The organism is Paenibacillus gyeongsangnamensis (assembly GCF_027533625.1).
In the GTDB taxonomy this organism is placed as follows: domain Bacteria; phylum Bacillota; class Bacilli; order Paenibacillales; family NBRC-103111; genus Paenibacillus_G; species Paenibacillus_G gyeongsangnamensis.
The window spans coordinates 89,665-106,140 of sequence record NZ_JAQAGZ010000002.1; the positions used below are offsets into that span (position 1 = coordinate 89,665).

Annotated in this window: 14 protein-coding genes; 7 read left to right on the plus strand and 7 right to left on the minus strand. The window is 47.1% G+C overall.

Annotated features, from left to right (window positions below):
- Window positions 1-141: 141 nt before the first annotated feature.
- Window positions 142-1,113, minus strand: a complete 972-nt coding sequence (locus O9H85_RS03435) for a formylglycine-generating enzyme family protein (RefSeq protein ID WP_269879898.1) — start codon at window positions 1,111-1,113, stop codon at window positions 142-144.
- A 446-nt stretch (window positions 1,114-1,559) separates the two neighbouring features.
- On the opposite strand from O9H85_RS03435, the gene O9H85_RS03440 reads away from it, so the two are divergent.
- Together O9H85_RS03440 and O9H85_RS03445 are read left to right on the plus strand one after the other, a co-directional pair.
- Complete coding sequence (locus O9H85_RS03440; RefSeq protein WP_269879899.1) at window positions 1,560-3,062, plus strand: sensor histidine kinase; 1,503 nt, start codon at window positions 1,560-1,562, stop codon at window positions 3,060-3,062.
- A 28-nt stretch (window positions 3,063-3,090) separates the two neighbouring features.
- Window positions 3,091-3,786 (plus strand): response regulator transcription factor, encoded by a 696-nt coding sequence (locus tag O9H85_RS03445; RefSeq protein ID WP_269879900.1) that lies wholly within the window; start codon window positions 3,091-3,093, stop codon window positions 3,784-3,786.
- A gap of 20 nt (window positions 3,787-3,806) precedes the next feature.
- Here O9H85_RS03445 and O9H85_RS03450 read toward each other — a convergent pair whose 3' ends face one another.
- Genes O9H85_RS03450 through O9H85_RS03465 form a run of 4 tightly spaced genes read right to left on the minus strand, consistent with a single transcriptional unit; the run spans window position 3,807 to window position 7,997 of the window.
- Entirely contained in the window at window positions 3,807-4,886 is a 1,080-nt protein-coding gene (locus O9H85_RS03450; protein WP_269879901.1) for an aliphatic sulfonate ABC transporter substrate-binding protein, read from the minus strand.
- A gap of 18 nt (window positions 4,887-4,904) precedes the next feature.
- Complete coding sequence (locus tag O9H85_RS03455) at window positions 4,905-5,720, minus strand: ABC transporter ATP-binding protein (RefSeq protein ID WP_269879902.1); 816 nt, start codon at window positions 5,718-5,720, stop codon at window positions 4,905-4,907.
- Window positions 5,696-6,511 carry an ABC transporter permease gene (locus tag O9H85_RS03460; RefSeq protein WP_269879903.1) on the minus strand — a complete coding sequence of 272 codons (816 nt, stop codon included), beginning with the start codon at window positions 6,509-6,511 and terminating at the stop codon, window positions 5,696-5,698. Before O9H85_RS03460 ends, O9H85_RS03455 begins: the two co-directional genes overlap by 25 nt.
- Window positions 6,512-6,539: 28 nt before the next feature.
- Window positions 6,540-7,997, minus strand: coding sequence for a sulfatase family protein (locus O9H85_RS03465; RefSeq protein ID WP_269879904.1), 1,458 nt, complete (start codon window positions 7,995-7,997; stop codon window positions 6,540-6,542).
- Window positions 7,998-8,377: 380 nt separating this feature from the next.
- Between O9H85_RS03465 and O9H85_RS03470 the strand changes: the two genes are divergently transcribed.
- From O9H85_RS03470 to O9H85_RS03480, 3 genes are all read left to right on the plus strand, one after another.
- Entirely contained in the window at window positions 8,378-9,334 is a 957-nt protein-coding gene (locus O9H85_RS03470) for an acetylxylan esterase (protein WP_269879905.1), read from the plus strand.
- A 67-nt stretch (window positions 9,335-9,401) separates the two neighbouring features.
- Window positions 9,402-10,973 carry a spore germination protein gene (locus O9H85_RS03475; RefSeq protein WP_269879906.1) on the plus strand — a complete coding sequence of 524 codons (1,572 nt, stop codon included), beginning with the start codon at window positions 9,402-9,404 and terminating at the stop codon, window positions 10,971-10,973.
- A 30-nt stretch (window positions 10,974-11,003) separates the two neighbouring features.
- Window positions 11,004-12,212, plus strand: coding sequence for a Ger(x)C family spore germination protein (locus O9H85_RS03480; RefSeq protein WP_269879907.1), 1,209 nt, complete (start codon window positions 11,004-11,006; stop codon window positions 12,210-12,212).
- Between the two features lie 10 nt (window positions 12,213-12,222).
- Here O9H85_RS03480 and O9H85_RS03485 read toward each other — a convergent pair whose 3' ends face one another.
- Together O9H85_RS03485 and O9H85_RS03490 are read right to left on the minus strand one after the other, a co-directional pair.
- Complete coding sequence (locus O9H85_RS03485) at window positions 12,223-12,453, minus strand: hypothetical protein (RefSeq protein ID WP_269879908.1); 231 nt, start codon at window positions 12,451-12,453, stop codon at window positions 12,223-12,225.
- A 3-nt stretch (window positions 12,454-12,456) separates the two neighbouring features.
- On the minus strand, window positions 12,457-13,569 hold the full coding sequence (locus O9H85_RS03490; protein ID WP_333474155.1) for a GerAB/ArcD/ProY family transporter: 1,113 nt from the start codon (window positions 13,567-13,569) through the stop codon (window positions 12,457-12,459).
- A gap of 406 nt (window positions 13,570-13,975) precedes the next feature.
- Between O9H85_RS03490 and O9H85_RS03495 the strand changes: the two genes are divergently transcribed.
- On the plus strand, window positions 13,976-15,307 hold the full coding sequence (locus O9H85_RS03495; protein WP_269879910.1) for an MFS transporter: 1,332 nt from the start codon (window positions 13,976-13,978) through the stop codon (window positions 15,305-15,307).
- A 410-nt stretch (window positions 15,308-15,717) separates the two neighbouring features.
- A complete protein-coding gene (locus tag O9H85_RS03500; protein ID WP_269879911.1) occupies window positions 15,718-16,395 on the plus strand; it encodes a GntR family transcriptional regulator in 678 nt (225 codons plus the stop codon).
- Window positions 16,396-16,476 lie beyond the last annotated feature (81 nt).

The window sequence follows — 16,476 nt, forward strand, 5'->3', positions numbered from 1 at the left end:
GGTTGATGCGAAGCTATAAGTTGGGAAAAACTTATAAATTCTTATCAAGTGAACAAGAACCGATGTAACCATCGGTTACATCGGTTACATCGGTTACTTATTACTGGGGAATTTTTTCTTAAGTGCCTTGGTAACGAAAACCTAAGCATCAGCGGCGCAGCGGAAGCCCATATTGCCTGCCGAACTATCCGGAGTATTTTGACTGCGTGCTGCTACACGGTAGCGGTTGCAGTAGGATTTGTGACATAAATAGGAACCGCCGCGCATAACACGGCTCGTCCCCTTCGGCGGACCGACAGGGTTTACCCGCGGCCCATTCACATGAAAGGTCGGGCTGAACCAGTCCGCGCACCACTCCCAGACATTACCTGCCACTTGGTAGAGGCCATATCCGTTCGGCTCGTAGGAATGGACGGGCGCAGTCCCTGCATATCCGTCGCTTGCATTGTTTTTTTCGGGGAATTTCCCCTGCCATATATTGCACATGTGCTTGCCGCCGGGTTTGATCTCATCCCCCCAAGGATATCGTTTCTGGACGAGTCCTCCCCGGGCTGCATATTCCCATTCCGCCTCCGTAGGGAGTCGTTTGCCCGCCCATCTGCAATAAGCCTGAGCGTCATTCCAAGAAACATGTATCACTGGATGGTCCAGCCTATCTTCGATTCCGGAGCCGGGCCCTTCCGGAGCGCGCCAGCTGGCGTATTCGACGGCCAGCCACCATGGCGTTTGCCTTGTTGAACCTAGGATCTTGACTTCCGCTGTACGCACAAACAAATGAAAGACGTATGACCATCCGAATTTCTCCGCTTCCGTCACATACCCGGTAGCGTCTACAAACTTCTTGAACTCCAAATTCGTTACCGTATATGGATCGATATAGAACGGATCAATGGTGACGGCCCGCACCGGACCTTCTCCATCCGAAGGAAAACCCTCTTGGTCTTCAGTCCCCATCAAAAACTCCCCGCCCGGCAAGTAGATCATGTTCTGTTTGGCGGGAGGTGTTGTTGAGGCAGCCTGATTCGCTTCATCCGCTATTGCTCTTATGTCAGGGACGAACGTTAAAGAAGTTCTGGAAACGGAGCAGCAAGAAGGCTTCACCGGATCTGTCATTATTCATTGCCTCACTTTCTAAATAGTGTAACCCTCATCATCTTTTCTAAAATCAATGAAAGAAAACGACACTTACTAATCCGGAAAGCAAAATTGCAATGGTGTGTGGAAACCTCAAACTGGATGATCGGGATCATGACACAGACTCTTCATCAGCTATTCTGATTATATCTCACTTTGCTTCATTTTGGAATAAAGTATTCAGTATTTCGATTATCAATTTCAACAATAGAGCAATAATATTCGATTATATGATAGTAACTTTCAAAAACCGGAATGGTATTTTCCATTTTGCACGATAGTGGAGCTGAGAAGCCGACGAGATGCGGAATTCGCCGGATTGGGATAAAGTTCATTTTTAAACGCGCATGTCGAGATTCGTAAGAAAATAAGAATTACTATATAATTAATGAAGAAAATGTACGGAGGATGAGGATAATACTCCTATGACGATCTTACTGTTAATTCTGATGGCGGCATCGATCGCTTTGTTTATTATGAAGGCCAAACACCCGTCCGCCTACTGGACAGGATTAGTCTTGTTCGGTTGGTTTTTGAGCATGTCGGGACTCGTCTTGTTCATAGCTAAATACGGTGGGTTTTATTTTCAAATCAACACGGTATTGTTTTTAAGCGATTCCATTCGCAACTTGCTGCTTTATGCGCCGATTTCGATCGATACAATCAGCCGTCTGATTACGGTTGGCCGTTCTTTGTTTATTTACAGCCTAATCGGGCTTTCCATCACTTTGTTTTATTACCGGCCGATTCGTCAAATCTGGAAATTATATTTGCTCAATACCATTTTGCCGCTCTTCAACATTATTTTTTACGATCCGATCGTGTATAGGTGGTCGCTCGGATACATCGATCCGCAATGGACTTATACGATCGGTTGGATGACCCGGGGATGGCTGATTGTTTCAGCTCTGGTGTCCATCGTGCTTATGCTTTGGCGCTACCGCCGGATTACGGTTCCATGGTTAAAAAAGCAAGTCAAGTACATTTTGCTCGGCGTGTTTGCTCTCACTTTATTTTATTTCTATCTCGGCTTTCTCGGGCCGCTGCAAGTGACGGATATTCGCACCTATTATGTGCTATACTCCGACTTTACCAACTACAATCCGCCGCTTACGGTAACTGAATGGTATTTCAGTATCATCATTACTGGACTCCTCTCCTTAACCAGCATTGTTTTCATTTGGAGATATACAGAAGTTGAAAAAAAACTGGGTAAGCCCGATCTGCATTTGGAACGAAAGCTAAATACAGCCAATATGGGTACGAAAGTGTTTACACATGCGATCAAAAACCAACTACTCATGTTGCAGCTGCTTGTCAACAAAACACGCAGCATTGCCGCAACCTCTGACGTTTCCGCTTCTCCTGCCGAGATGGCGAAGAACATGGAAAAAATGTCTGTCATCGTAGGCGATACTCTGCAGCGTCTTGACCAACTCTATAATTCGTTCAAAACAACTTATTTGCAATTAAAACCTTTGCAAGCCCACGACATGTTGAATAAAACACTAGAAAAGCTGCAGATACCCGAAAACATCAATTTGCTCGTAGTAAAGACTCCCGCGAATCCGATGATATTAGCGGATGAAGCTCATTTAATTGAAGCGCTCGCCAACATCATTATTAATGCCTTTGAAGCAATCGGTAAAGACAATGCGGGCCAGGTGACTGTGCGCATGTATACTGAGGCCAATTGGTTAATCGTCACTATTAAAGACAATGGCCCTGGCATTAAGGCGGAGCATCTGGATATCATTTTCGACCCGTTCTTTACCAATAAAAATACAAATAAAAACTGGGGTGTCGGGCTTTCTTATGTGAAACAGATCGTTCATGGGCATTTTGGACACATTCATGTGACAAGTACGCCGGGTATCGGCAGCGTCTTTCAGGTGTTGATCCCGATTTATTTGCATTTGGAGCGATAACCCCTCGCTAAGAAAGGACGAGATACCATTGAATGAAACAATACGCGTGGTCGTTGCTGAAGATATGCAAGTCCTGCGGGAACATTTTATTGAGTTAATCGACCGCGAACCAGATCTGCTGGTGGTAGGGCAAGCATCGAGCGGAACGGAAGCTTATAAGCTGGCCAAAGCCCAAAACCCCGATGTGATCATGATGGACATCGAAATGGAAGTTAAGCACGACGGCATCAATGCTGCCAAAAAAATCATGGAGGAGCTGCCGCACATCCGCATCGTTTTTCTGACCGTTCACGAGGACGACGAGACTGTCTTTAACGCGTTTGATGTCGGTGCGGTCGATTATGTTCTGAAAACGGCGTCTGAAAGTGAAATTGTGAAAAGCATTCGCAGCGCACAGCACGGCAACGCTCCAATCCGCCCGGAAATCGCCTATAAAATCCGCAATGAATTTACGCGCATTCGCCGCAATCAAAGCAAAATGTTCGATATTATGGCGATTTTGTCGCAGCTAACGCCAACCGAGGTGGAAATCATCGATTTGCTGCTTCGGGATCAAAAAATCGCGCAAATAGCGGAGGCTCGCAGTGTAGAAATATCCACCATCAAATCGCAAATAAACGTCATTCTTAAAAAATTCGGAAAAGCCCGGACGAAAGAAGTGATCAAGCTGATCCGGGAACTGCATATCACGCATTTGTTTCATACAATTAAAAGGGGAAGCTGAGTGCTTCCCCTTACGTTTTATTACTGTTTGACCGCTTTCTGAAACACGTCTTTATTGACAAATTTATCGGCTGGAACTACGCTCTGAAGGCTGCCGTTCTGTACGAACAGCTTTTCCAGACTTTCAAACCATTTATTCACCGTGCCGTCGCTGAATTTATTTGCTTGTTCGCCGTTGTCGAGCCATTGCGTCGTTCCTACCTGAATTTTCAGCGAATCTTCCGGTACTTGCGTGAACTTGGACGTCAATTGAACAGCCTCGTCGATATGCTTAATCCGGTAATCGTTGGCTTTGGTCCAAGCTTGAACGAATTTTTGTACGAGCTCCGGTTTCTCCTTCAGGAATTTCGGACTGGCAACCCAGCTTTGCGGGAACACATAGTCCGGGAAGAACGTTTTATTGTCTCCCAGCTTGACGATTTTATCCGCGCCTACTTGCTTTTCAATCTCTGCCGTGTACGGCGCCCAGATCGCTACCGCATCGACTTTACCGGAAACGAACGCAGATACGGCGCCTGCTACGTCCATGTTCAGGATATTGACGTCCGAAGGCTTCAAACCGCCTTTTTCAAGGCCAAGATTCAAAATCATTTCACCCGACGTTCCCTTGGGAACGCCCACCGTTTTGCCTTTCAAATCTTTCCAATCCTTAATGCCGGATTTTTGTGTGGCAAATACCATATCGCCGGTGTTCAGGCTGTCGATCGCCACGATCGTTCCTTTTCCTTGCGCAGCGAGGAATGTCGCCCCAGGTCCGATATAAGCGATGTCAATGTCGCCCGACGCCATTGCCTGCAATTCCGGAGGGCCGCTCAAAAATTTGACCGCGTTGACTTGAATCCCAGCCTCTTTAAAGTATCCCTTCTCTTCGCCCAGCACGATCGGCGTCGACCCGTGCATATCAGGCATATACGCGACGTTAATTTTCGGCAAATCCTTCGGCGCTGCAGATCCTGCTGGTTTGCTTTGGCCCGGTGCGGCGGCATTGCTTGAGCCACCTGCGCTTCCCGCTCCTCCGCAAGCGCTTAACAAAAGCAGCATGGATGATAAAACCGCCGTAGCTATGAACCACTTTTTTGCAGCTTTTGTTTTTTTTAACATCGTTACCCCTCGTTTCCTTTATTTTTTGACTTCCAGGTATTCCTTATACACTTTCGCCCATATTTCGTTTTTAATTTGCGAAAAACGTTCCGAAAGCTTCGTCTCCTGGTTGCGCGGATAAGGAATGTCGACTTGGACGATTTCTTTGACTCGTCCCGGTCGGGCGCTCATGATAACGACTTTTTGGGCAAGAATAACCGCTTCCTCCACGTCGTGAGTTATAAAGAAGCATGTTTTCTTCTCTTTCTGCCAGGTAGCGAGCAATTCTTCTTGCAGCTGCGCCCGCGTTTGCGCATCGAGCGCGCCGAACGGCTCGTCCATTAGCAGCACCTCGGGCTGGACGGCGTACGCTCTGGCAATGGCAACGCGCTGCTTCATGCCGCCTGACAACTCTTTGGGAAACGCTTGCGCAAAATCCTTAAGACCGACGAGCTCCAGATAAAACTCCGCCTTCTCGCGACGCTCCCTTTTATTCATCCCCTTCAGCTTCAATCCGAATTCAACGTTCTGAAGCACGGTCTTCCAAGGGAATAAGGCATATTGCTGGAACACGACGCCTCTTTCTTTGCCTGGTCCGATGACGTCCCGACCGTCGACTTGAACGGTGCCGGAAGTCGCATCCTCCAAACCGGCAATAATGTTCAGCAGCGTCGATTTGCCGCAGCCGCTCGGTCCGACGACGCACACGAATTCATTGGGCTCGATAGCCAGATCTACATTGTTCAGAGCGATAACGTCCCCTTGCCGGCCGGCGTACACTTTTTGCAAATTGGAAATTTGAATTTTGGGTACGCCCGTTGCAGCCGGAATCAAGATTTCCGCAATTCCTGCCATCCTGTCAGCCTCCGTTCCAGATAGAGTACGCCTTTATCCATCGCAAAGCCGATAATTCCGATGACGACGATTCCCAATATGATGATATCCATTCGGAAATAAAGCCCTGCTTCCATAATCATGTTTCCCAAGCCTTTGGAAGCTCCTGTGAGTTCCGCCGCAACGAGCGTCGTCCAAGCGCTGGCGAGGCCGAGACGAATACCGACCAAAATATACGGGAACGCGGCGGGAACGACGACTTCCAAAAATATGTCCTTATCCGTCGCGCCGAGCACCCGGGCCGCTTTAATCAGGGTCGGATCGACATTGCGCACGCCCTGATAAATGGAAATGACCATTACCAAAAATGTCGCTACGAAAATGACCAATATTTTGGCCCCCTCCCCTACGCCTTCCGCCACAATGACGAGAGGAATCAGCGCAATCGGCGGCACCGTGCGGAAAAATTGAATCCACGGTTCGATCAACCCGCGCAGCATGCGGTACCATGCCATTAGAAAAGCGACCGGAATGGCGACGAGAAGACCCAGCAAAAATCCGCACAGCACTCTGAAAATACTTGCGCCAATGTTTGCTCCTAGCCGGCCGCTTGCCAGTTCGGTCACGAACGCCTTCATAATTGTCCATGGATTGGAGAGAATAGATCCTACCGAAGGTATCATCGATATTAATTGCCAGAACAGCAGTCCCGCGATGAGCGAAATCAGCACCATGACATTAGGATGAATTTGTTTCCGTGAGGGTGCTTGGATTGCCTTTCTTTTCGGCTTAGATATAGCTGCTTGAGTCATCGGAAGCTCCTCCTTGCTCTAAAAAGTTCTAGGCGCCGTAAGCCGATTTCAAAGCGGAACCGCCATACTGCGCTTCCAGCCGGTTCGCCGCTTCGTACCAGCCTTCCCGCCGCAGCCGCTGCACCCAATCGCTGACTGTGACGTATTTCCATGGACCGGTTTCAATCACTTTTTGCAGCGGATCGACTTTGTGTCCGACTTTGTATACGTTTATCTGCATCCACTCGCTCAAGCGGTGATCCATTTCTTTGACGACATTCGGATGTAAATGCGCGACATTATTCGTTTGATATGGATCGTTCTCCATATCAAACAGAGAAATTTCCGGAAAATCGTAAAGTCCGGTATGGTAAGTGCGGACAAAGTACCATTTGCTGTCACGCACCGCGCGTTGGCAAACGTAAAGCGCATGATCCATAACGAGATATTCCCGGCCTTCCCACTGTTCTGATTTCAATGCCGGCAAGAACGAGGCTCCGTCCCAACCGGAGGGAACAGGAAGACCGACCATGTCGGTAATCGTGGCGATGACATCTACATTGTAAACGAATCCGTCTATAACTTGTCCGGGTTTGGTTACGCCCGGTGCCTTGATAATGAGCGGGATGTGATGTACAGATTCGGTCGCATTGGCGTGCTCCATGTAAATCCCGTGTTCTCCCATCGATTCGGCGTGATCCGCGCTAATGATAAAGCAGACCTCGTCCCGAATGCCGAGCTCTTCCAAAGTTTGCAGAATCTCGCCGATAGCCTTGTCCATATAGCTAATGCCGCCGTCATATCCGTTGATCAGATGGGCAACATCGCCTCGGTTCCGGATCTGTTCCGGCATCGTTACCGGAATCCGGCTTGCCGTCTGCAGGAAAGTCGCGGAACGCGGGAAACTATCCTTCTGATGTTTTCGAACCGTCTCCTCGTCGGGAAACGCCTTGAGCGGAGCACCACTCCACTGGTCGGCATATTCTTGCGGATATGTGTACATCGTGTGCGGGTCCCAATACTGGATATGAAGAAAATAATTATCCTCTTTGCCGTAAGATCGCAACCACGGGATGATCGCAGCATTCACTTCGTCAGCATTTTCGTTGCCTTCCTTAAGCGAATGCGTGTGCACTTCGTTCCAGCCGGCAAAGTACCACCAGGCATGGTGTCGATCTCCAAACGAAGAGAACGTGACCGTTTTGTAGCCCGCATTGCGCAAATATCTGGTGAAGAAAGGCACGGTTTCACTGTGTCCGTCTCCATCCGGATAATCGAATTCGCAGCCGGGCCCCCAATGGGTGAGTGCACCGTGATTGACGCCGAATCGCCCGGACATAAAGCTGGCCCGCGACGGTACGCACGGCGACGAAGCGCAATAACAGGATTCGAACCGCGCCCCTTCTGCGGCTATCCGGTCAATATGGGGTGTCGTATTTCTTTCGTACCCGTAGCAGCCCATATGGTCCGGCCGCAGCGAATCGATATCGAGGTATATGATTCTCACTCAAAACAGCCTCCTCTAACATTGTTAGCGTTTTCTGATTGCGTTTTCATTATATCGCCCTTCTCGCAACAGAATAAGTTTGAAGTTTTTTCATACTTTTTCGTTCTAGATCTGATGCAAACATTACCCGCCTGGTAATATTCATCCGTCGAATCCGAGAAGAATTCTTCGGGCAAATCGTCTTGTATGTCTACCAACACGGAGAAAAAACATTCGGGTTTCACTGCGAATGGCCGGAATGTAAAGCAGTTATCGCAGATTTTTCTATGATGACTGCTTTTTTTCGATAAGTTGAATAGGACGTATATCGTATCTAATAAAATACAATAAGGAGCAATCCCAACAGAGGCGTTGGAGAAAAGATCAAGGGGATGAAACTTATGGTTCAACCGTATGATATGCCGTTAGATGAGCTGCGAATCTACCGGCCGCTATTGACCCGTCAGGCTGATTTCGCCGAATTTTGGATAATGACCAAAGCTTACATGGATCAGGAACCTTACGAAATCGAAATTCGACCGGTATATTATCCTGTTGAAGGAGTACGGGTATATGATCTGTCTTACCGGGGATATAACGGGGCCCGTATTCGATGTTGGTATGCCGTGCCTGATCGTCCTGGACCTCATCCGGGGATCGTGATGCACCATAAGTACAATTTTTATGACTTTACCGGCGATATACACGATGTCGTCAATATGGCATTGCACGGGTATTGTGTTCTTGGCATGTATGTACGCGCCCAAGTGAGAAGCGAGGACAACAGTATATCACCTAGTGGTCACGCGCAAGGATGGATGAGCCAAGGCATTCTGCACAAGGAGACGTATTATTATCGCGGTGTTTATATGGATGCCGTTCGCGCGGTTGAAATATTGGCCGGGCGCAAGGAAGTGGACGCCAGCCGTATCGGCGTTGTCGGCGGTAGTCAAGGCGCCGCATTGGGGTTGGTTTCCGCTGCCTTGACAAATATTCCGAAAGTCGTCGTTGCGGAGTATCCGTATCTTAGTGATTTCCCCCGCGCCATCAATATGGCGCAAACCGGATATTATTTAGAACTGAATGAGTACTTACGCCATGATCCCTATGCGGAAGAACCGTCGATGAATACACTTACATACTACGATGTGATGAACTTTGCGCCTTGGGTTAAATGTCCGGTGCTTATGTCCATAGGATTAATCGATACGATTACACCGCCGTCGACCGTGTTTGCCGTGTACAATCATCTGCAAACGGAAAAGGAAATATGTGTTTACCGGTTTTTCGGTCATGAGTATATCCCCGACTTTGTGACAAAAGAGCTGCAGTTTCTACGGCAAAATCTGCTTTTGTAGCTGTCATTGAATTGGATTCCTCCGAAATTGGAAAGATAAATTCAGTCCCAATTTTGGAGGTTTTTGCATGTTTCGGTTTCTGCCAAAAAAACAAAATCCACCTGCATTTCAGAAAAAGCTCGCTGCTATGGTGCCGGCAAATGAACCCAATGAAGAATTGACAACGGATCTCGGGCAAAATGAACAAATGCTGCGAAGGATCTTTCAAAACTGTTATGATGTGGTGTTTCATTCCTTTCGCCTCCAAGGTGACATTCAGATTCTGATCGTATATGTTAGCGGTCTGATGGACTACAAACATTTGGACGAAGTGTTCTTAAGACCCATCATCTTTCATGGAATGCCGAAGCATATGGATGAATTCGGTAAGGTGCTGGAAGAACAGTTAATTGCTGTCGGGCGTACGAAAGTAACTAAGAATGTAGGAGACATAGTAAAGCAAGTTTTGAGCGGGAATGTCGCCATTCTGGGAGATGGAGACAACAAGGCTCTGCTCGCGGGCATAGTTGGATGGGAAAAACGCGGCATAGAAGAACCTGCCTCCGAACCCGTCGTTCGCGGACCAAGAGAAGGCTTTATCGAAAATATTCTGACTAATATTAGTATGATACGGAGAAGGCTGCAAACTCCACGTTTAAAAACGGAAATCTTCACCATCGGTGAACTGTCTCAAACCGAAGTGGTGATTGCCTATATTGAGGGAGTAGCCAGAGAATCGATTGTGGAAGAGGTCCGGAAGAGAGTCGGCCGCATTCAAGTTGACGGTATCTTGGAATCCGCATACATTGAGGAATTTATAGAGGATAGTCCGTCATCCCCTTTCCCGCAAATCATCAATACGGAACGTCCAGATGTGGTCGCTGGTCAACTATTGGAAGGAAGGGTGGCGATTCTGGTCGACGGCACTCCGAATACGCTGATTGTCCCAGTCTCCTTCTGGTCGGCCATGCAGACTAGTGAAGATTACTATGAACGCTTTTTAGTCGCCTCCTTGATCCGTTGGCTTCGTTATCTTTACCTGATTATCGCGCTGTTTTTTCCCTCCTTATATGTGGCGATTACCACATATCATCAGGAAATGATTCCGACCAGTTTATTGTTGACCATTACGGCCGCAAGGGAAAGAAGCCCGTTTCCTGCGTTGATTGAAGCGCTGATGATGGAAGTTACGTTTGAAGCGCTGCGGGAAGCGGGCCTTCGCTTACCCAAGCCCATAGGCCAAACGCTTAGCATTGTCGGCGTATTGGTGATAGGAGAAGCCGCCGTATCGGCCGGCATCGTATCGGCGCCGATGGTCATTATTGTAGCGCTGACGGGTATCGCGTCGTTCACGATACCTCGGTACAATTTCGGATTTGCGATACGCTTGCTCCGTTTCCCTATTATATTGCTTGCGGGCACATTCGGCCTATATGGAGTAGCGCTTGCTTGCATGACCATTTTATTTCATATTACCAGTCTTCGTTCGTTCGGACTCCCTTATTTCTCTCCCGTAGCTCCGCTTATTCCGGACGAATTAAAGGACGTCGTCATACGCGCGCCTTGGTACAAAATGATTTTGCGTCCGCAATTCGTTTCATCCAAGAACCTAAAGCGCGTGCCGCCGGGCCAGAAACCAGGATCGAAGCAAGGAAAATAAAGAGAGGGTTAACCAGAAAGGAATGAAAACGTGCCGAGCCGATGGTTGTTAAGCTTACTCATTGGAGTTCTCTCGTTGACGACGGCGGGTTGTTGGGATCGAACGGAAATCAATGACTTAGCGATCACGCTTGCTAGCGGAATAGATGCCATGCCAGACGGGAAAGTCAAAGGAACCTTTCAGTTAGCCCTGCCGTCGGGCTTTGTACAGCCCCAGACTGGCGGTGGCGGCGGCGGCGGTGGCGGCGGTGGCGGCGGCGGTGGCGGCCAACCCTTTATGCTCGAAACAGCAGTTGGGGGCAATCTTACGGATACCACAGAAACTTTTCAGCAAAAGCTGTCGCGGAAAGTGTTTGTAGCGCAGCGGCGCGTTGTTATCATCGGTGAGGAATTGGCCCGAAGGGGACTCAGACAGATTTTCGACTTTTATGGACGCGACCCACAATCCAGAATGAGAACCTTCGTCCTTGTCGCTAAGGGAAACACGGCCACGAATATTTTGCACACGCCCTACCCTCTTGAGAAGGAGCCGGCTGAAGCCCTGCGCGAGCTTGTAAAATCGGGAGTCTCTCTAAAGATTGATATGAAGACGGTGCTTCAAGCGCTGGCTACCGAACAATCGTTAGTGCTCCCGGCCATTGAAAACGTAAAGCAGGATGAGAGCCCAAAGAACACGTTCAGGCTCGGCGGCGCCGGTATTTTTCATCAAGACAAACTGATCGGCTGGATGGATGACGCCCATGCTCGCGGACTCATCTGGCTGCGGGGGGAAGCCCAAGAGGCGAAGATTACGGTCCGTGTACCGCGCAGCCATGGTCTCCTCAGTGCTGGAGTGATACGGTCCAAAGTGAGAATTGAAGCCAAAAAAAAAGGGGGACAAATTGTAATTTATGTAACCGCTCAGTCTGAGGATGACATTTTGGAAAACAATAGTACATTGGATCTTTCAAAACTAGAAAATATCAAAGTGGCGGAGCGTCTGTTATCGGACGATTTGAACAAACGAATCGAATCTACATTACACCTGCTCCAACACCGTTACCGCGCCGATGTGATCGGATTCGGAAAAGTCATTGACCGTACTTATCCGAATGATTGGAAACGGATGAAGACAAACTGGGATAATCAAGGGTTTCCCGAATTGAAAGTCGTGGTTAATGGGGAAGTCAAGGTTCGCCGGATTGGAATGAACGAGCGGTCGTTGACGTCGCCGGGTGAAACACCAATCATTGAAGAGTAAGGAAGAGAGGCTACAACAACCGATGCTCTAACCAAATCGTGAAAGGTCTAAAGATGGAAGTAATCCCTTTGGTCGGATTGGGCAAATGAAGATGGTAAACCAGATCGATTACATATGTGGTTCCCAGGAGGAGGAGGATGGAATATATAATGAGCTCTTTATAATTCCTTCCCCGAATCATTTGGGGAATTTCTTTCATCATGACGAAGATGATGATCAACAGAATGAAGAAGAACTTCATAGCTCATCCCCTGTTTTCTTTTTTTAGGAGCCGACGGAACCACTCGCCCAGTGCCAACAGGAATGTGCAACCAACCGTCACAAAAAGGACGGAAGGAGGAAATACCATCCTGGAGAATTCTTTGAGTTCTATGATGTTCTCCCAGGAGCTAAGGGATAGGGCGGTCAGCAGGAGTCCCGTCGGCAGCACCAGCGGCCGATAGGATTTGAGCTTAAAGCTCTGCGCGATCCCGAGTACCCCCGTAAAATAATAAATGCTGAATTTCATAACCATTCCTGTAATCCAAATAGTAATAAAGATCGGGTCAATCCGCTCCAAAAATTCGGCAGGCTCCACGTATTTAACGAGATTAAAGAATGGAAAGTTCAAACGGCCTAGAAGTTCAGGACCGAGAACGCCAATTCCGCTCACGACGACCAACGTCAAAATAAGAGTTAAGATGGTCATGGCCAAAAAATTCATTTTCAACGATTTTTCGGGTTTATCCATGTAGGGCGCAAACATCATAATAATTGCGCACTCGCTCATCCAACTGCCCGGCGCCAAGGCTCCCATGAATACTTCACTCCACGTAGTTTTTTGCAGGATGGGCTGCAGATTCTCTAATTTCATATCCTTTGTGATAAAAGCGATGACAAAAAAGAGCGCAGAAAACCCGATCCAAGCAACTACGCTGTTAGACCTGCCCAATACCTCGAGACCCAGATACAGCCCATAGGCCGAGAGAAGCGTAAAGGTGGCAATCACTACCTCTATCGGCGTTTTCGGCAGGACAAAAGTAATCATGAAGTCGCTGAATTCACGCTGCACAAAATAACCCACATAAAGAAAATACAGCGCATAGATAAGCCCCATGGCTTTTCCAAACCATTTTCCGAGAATTTTCTCACTGAACTGCACGACGGTTTCGCTCGGATATTTTCGGGTTAATATGGACGCCAAATAAGCGACTCCAAAGCCCATGCATCCCGCGAGAATGGTGGAAATCCAAGCGTCGTTTTTGCTGTACTTGGAGGTGATCCCCGGAACAAAGAGAATCGCTGTAGGCATAATGGTATACACGAGCAAAAACGCCGTCTGCAAACCGGATATTTTGATTTGATCCGTTCCTTTCAAACCGGATTCGCCGCCCTTCCCGCCTGAAAATTAAATTCCTTAACCTTCTCGGCTGATCCCACCGACGGTTCATATAATATCCATACTAGTTAGATATTCCCTTCAGACTGAAATTTATACAAGCTTGATTATGGAATGGATATTTACCCATCAACTGTCGAATAAGTAAAGACTACTTTATGGACGAGTGAAGCTATGCACCTTTCTGTTTGGAATGGGAATCTCGACAATTTCCTTTTTACCGAACGAAAGGTGTTTTTTCTGTCAATTAAAAGACTTATCTTCTCTGGAGCTGCATGACGCTTAGTTGAGCCTGTAATTCCAATATTGATAAATTAACTCATTTGAGTTATTATTAAGCACAGATTGTTAACAGTATAACGTAAACTGTTAACAGAAAACAGAAATGGGGCATAAAAATGAAAGCGATTTTATTGAGGGGGACTTCTTAATGACAACGAGCACTAAGATTGCAGCCAAGAATCCGGGGAATGCCTATTTAAAGCTGATAGGTTCGTGGGCCAGCTGGCTTTTTGACGCGCTTGACGCAAGCATTTTTGGATTTGTTTTATTGTCGATTGCCCATTCCTTTAAAGTTGGTTTGGCTGACGTCGTATCCACCGCTTCTTGGTTCCTGTTGGCTACGGGAATTGGCGGTTATTTTCTTGGAAACATTTCGGACCGAATCGGCAGAAAGAAGACCATTTTAATAAGCGTTTTCATTTATGGCGTAGGCACTTTATTATGCGGATTTTCGCACAGTCTTCTGGAGCTTAACCTTTACAGGTTTATAGTCGGCGTTGCCGTCGGTGGATTATGGTCGGCCGCTGCGGCCTTGGTTTCGGAAGTGTGGAAGCCGGAGGGCCGCGCGAAAGCGATTGCTTTCATGCAAACCGGTTGGTCGGGAGGCGGCCTGTTAGCGGCAATTTTCGCATGGGCGATATTGGATCCGAAAGATCCGGAAACTTGGAGAAATCTGTTCATATATTCAAGCATCCCCGCCCTTTTTGTTTTCGTATACGTAGCCTTGTTTGTAAAAGAATCTCCGGTATGGCTGGCTAACCTTGAATTTATCAGTCAAAAAAAGGGAGCCTCGTTGGGTGAAATATTTAAACCCGCCTATATCAAAGTCACTTTGTTGACTCTGTCCGTTGCGGTTTTTACCCTGTTGGGGTATTGGATCATGAGCACGTTTATCCCGACATACCTGCAAAATATTTTGCACGTAAGAATCGACCAGGCTCCCGTATTCCTGATATGGTTCGGAATCGGGTCTGTCATAGGATACCTTGTTTACGGCGTTCTTGCGGACAAGATCGGCAGAAAGCTTTCTTTCGTTTTATTTTTGGTGGGTATGACGATTATTATCCCTATCTTTACCTATACAGTTAGCCATATGCCTTTAACAAATGGCGTGTTAGATATGAACTCTACGAGCAACATTTTCATATTAGGTATCTGCTCTGCGTTTCTCGGATTCTTTTTGGGGTATAACAGCGGATTCGGCAGCTGGTTCTCGGAGCTGTTTCCGACAAGTATACGTGCAACTGCGGTCGGATTTTGCTTTAACTTCGGGCGTGTCGGCGCAATTGCGGGAATTTTCTTTGTTCCCAAGTTGATTCCGATTATCGGATTTACCATGACGATTACCCTCTCATCTTTGTCCTTCCTGCTTGCAACATGTCTCACGTTAGCTATTCGCGAAACTAAAGGCACGAAAATAACAAGCGGCAATTAATATAAAAAAATGATGCATGTAAAATAGAATAGAATGGGATTGCAAGAAATAAACAGTAACGAGTGATGCAAGTACGAGCATTGTGTTGCGGCTGGAAATGGACAAAGAAAAAGTATCATTCGGCCAAAGTTATTCCGCGGCGTACTTGACTGCCGCGCATCACGCATCACCGAGAGTATGAAAGTGGCCGCCGCCCAGGCGGAAGTAATGAATCCCTCCAGAACGACTTTTCGGTTATCTCGAGGGCGATTATTATGTTGGCGGGAAATCGTTTTTCACCACTTGCCTCAGCAGACCATTTTACGTACAATGGGACAAATGGGAATTGCATCGGAGCCAATCTTCATTTCAAAGCCGATGCGGAATTATGAATTTCCAGAGGCTTATACGGATTTATGGAGGTATGTTTTATGCAAATCTTGAAATCGGAAAATCTGCATGTGCAAGCATATAACATCATAAAAAAAGCTATACTCGAGGGCCAATATCAACCAGGCGAAAAAATAAAAGAAATCAAATTAGCCGAAATACTGGGAGTTAGCCGCGGACCTGTCAGAGAAGCCATTCGCATTCTTGTGCAGGAAGGTTTGTTAGTTCAAATTAACGGCCATTTATGCGTTTATAAACCAACGTTTCAAGACTTGGTGGATCTTTACCAGTGTAGGGAAAGCTTGGAATCCCTCGCGTCCGGACTTGCCGCCAAACATATTACGGATGAAGAGTCAGAGGAACTTTCAAGCATACTCCAACAAACGAGAAAAGCTATAGCCGCCAATAACCGGTCGGAGATTATTCAATGGAACACCTTGTTTCACGATAAAATTATTCACGCTTCCCGCAATAAAGAATTAATTAACGTTTTGAATACGATTCGGTCCAAAGTTTTGTTTATGCGGAACAGCGGTCATCATGCCTATTTTAGAGAAGATGATTTTATCGATGAACACGAAGCGGTTTATCGAATGATTGTAGCAAGAGATGAAGTTAATGCCGTGAAAGAGATGAAACTTCATATACAAAAGGATATAGAAAAATTTTATGCTCTGATTGAAAAAACTCAGGGAGGCAACAGTTCGTTTTTAAAATAAGCATAGCGCTTTAATGAATTTAAACGTTCTGAATCGGTAAAACAAGGTGAAGCACTCAATTGAGCGCTTCACCTTATTTTA

Coding starts and splice junctions, on each gene's coding strand:
- O9H85_RS03500 (WP_269879911.1), top strand. CDS start 15,718: ATGCAAATCTTGAAATCGGAAAATCTGCATGTGCAAGCATATAACATC.
- O9H85_RS03450 (WP_269879901.1), bottom strand. CDS start 4,886: ATGTTAAAAAAAACAAAAGCTGCAAAAAAGTGGTTCATAGCTACGGCG.
- O9H85_RS03460 (WP_269879903.1), bottom strand. CDS start 6,511: ATGACTCAAGCAGCTATATCTAAGCCGAAAAGAAAGGCAATCCAAGCA.
- O9H85_RS03435 (WP_269879898.1), bottom strand. CDS start 1,113: ATGACAGATCCGGTGAAGCCTTCTTGCTGCTCCGTTTCCAGAACTTCT.
- O9H85_RS03475 (WP_269879906.1), top strand. CDS start 9,402: ATGTTTCGGTTTCTGCCAAAAAAACAAAATCCACCTGCATTTCAGAAA.
- O9H85_RS03485 (WP_269879908.1), bottom strand. CDS start 12,453: ATGAAGTTCTTCTTCATTCTGTTGATCATCATCTTCGTCATGATGAAA.
- O9H85_RS03470 (WP_269879905.1), top strand. CDS start 8,378: ATGGTTCAACCGTATGATATGCCGTTAGATGAGCTGCGAATCTACCGG.
- O9H85_RS03455 (WP_269879902.1), bottom strand. CDS start 5,720: ATGGCAGGAATTGCGGAAATCTTGATTCCGGCTGCAACGGGCGTACCC.
- O9H85_RS03440 (WP_269879899.1), top strand. CDS start 1,560: ATGACGATCTTACTGTTAATTCTGATGGCGGCATCGATCGCTTTGTTT.
- O9H85_RS03495 (WP_269879910.1), top strand. CDS start 13,976: ATGGGGCATAAAAATGAAAGCGATTTTATTGAGGGGGACTTCTTAATG.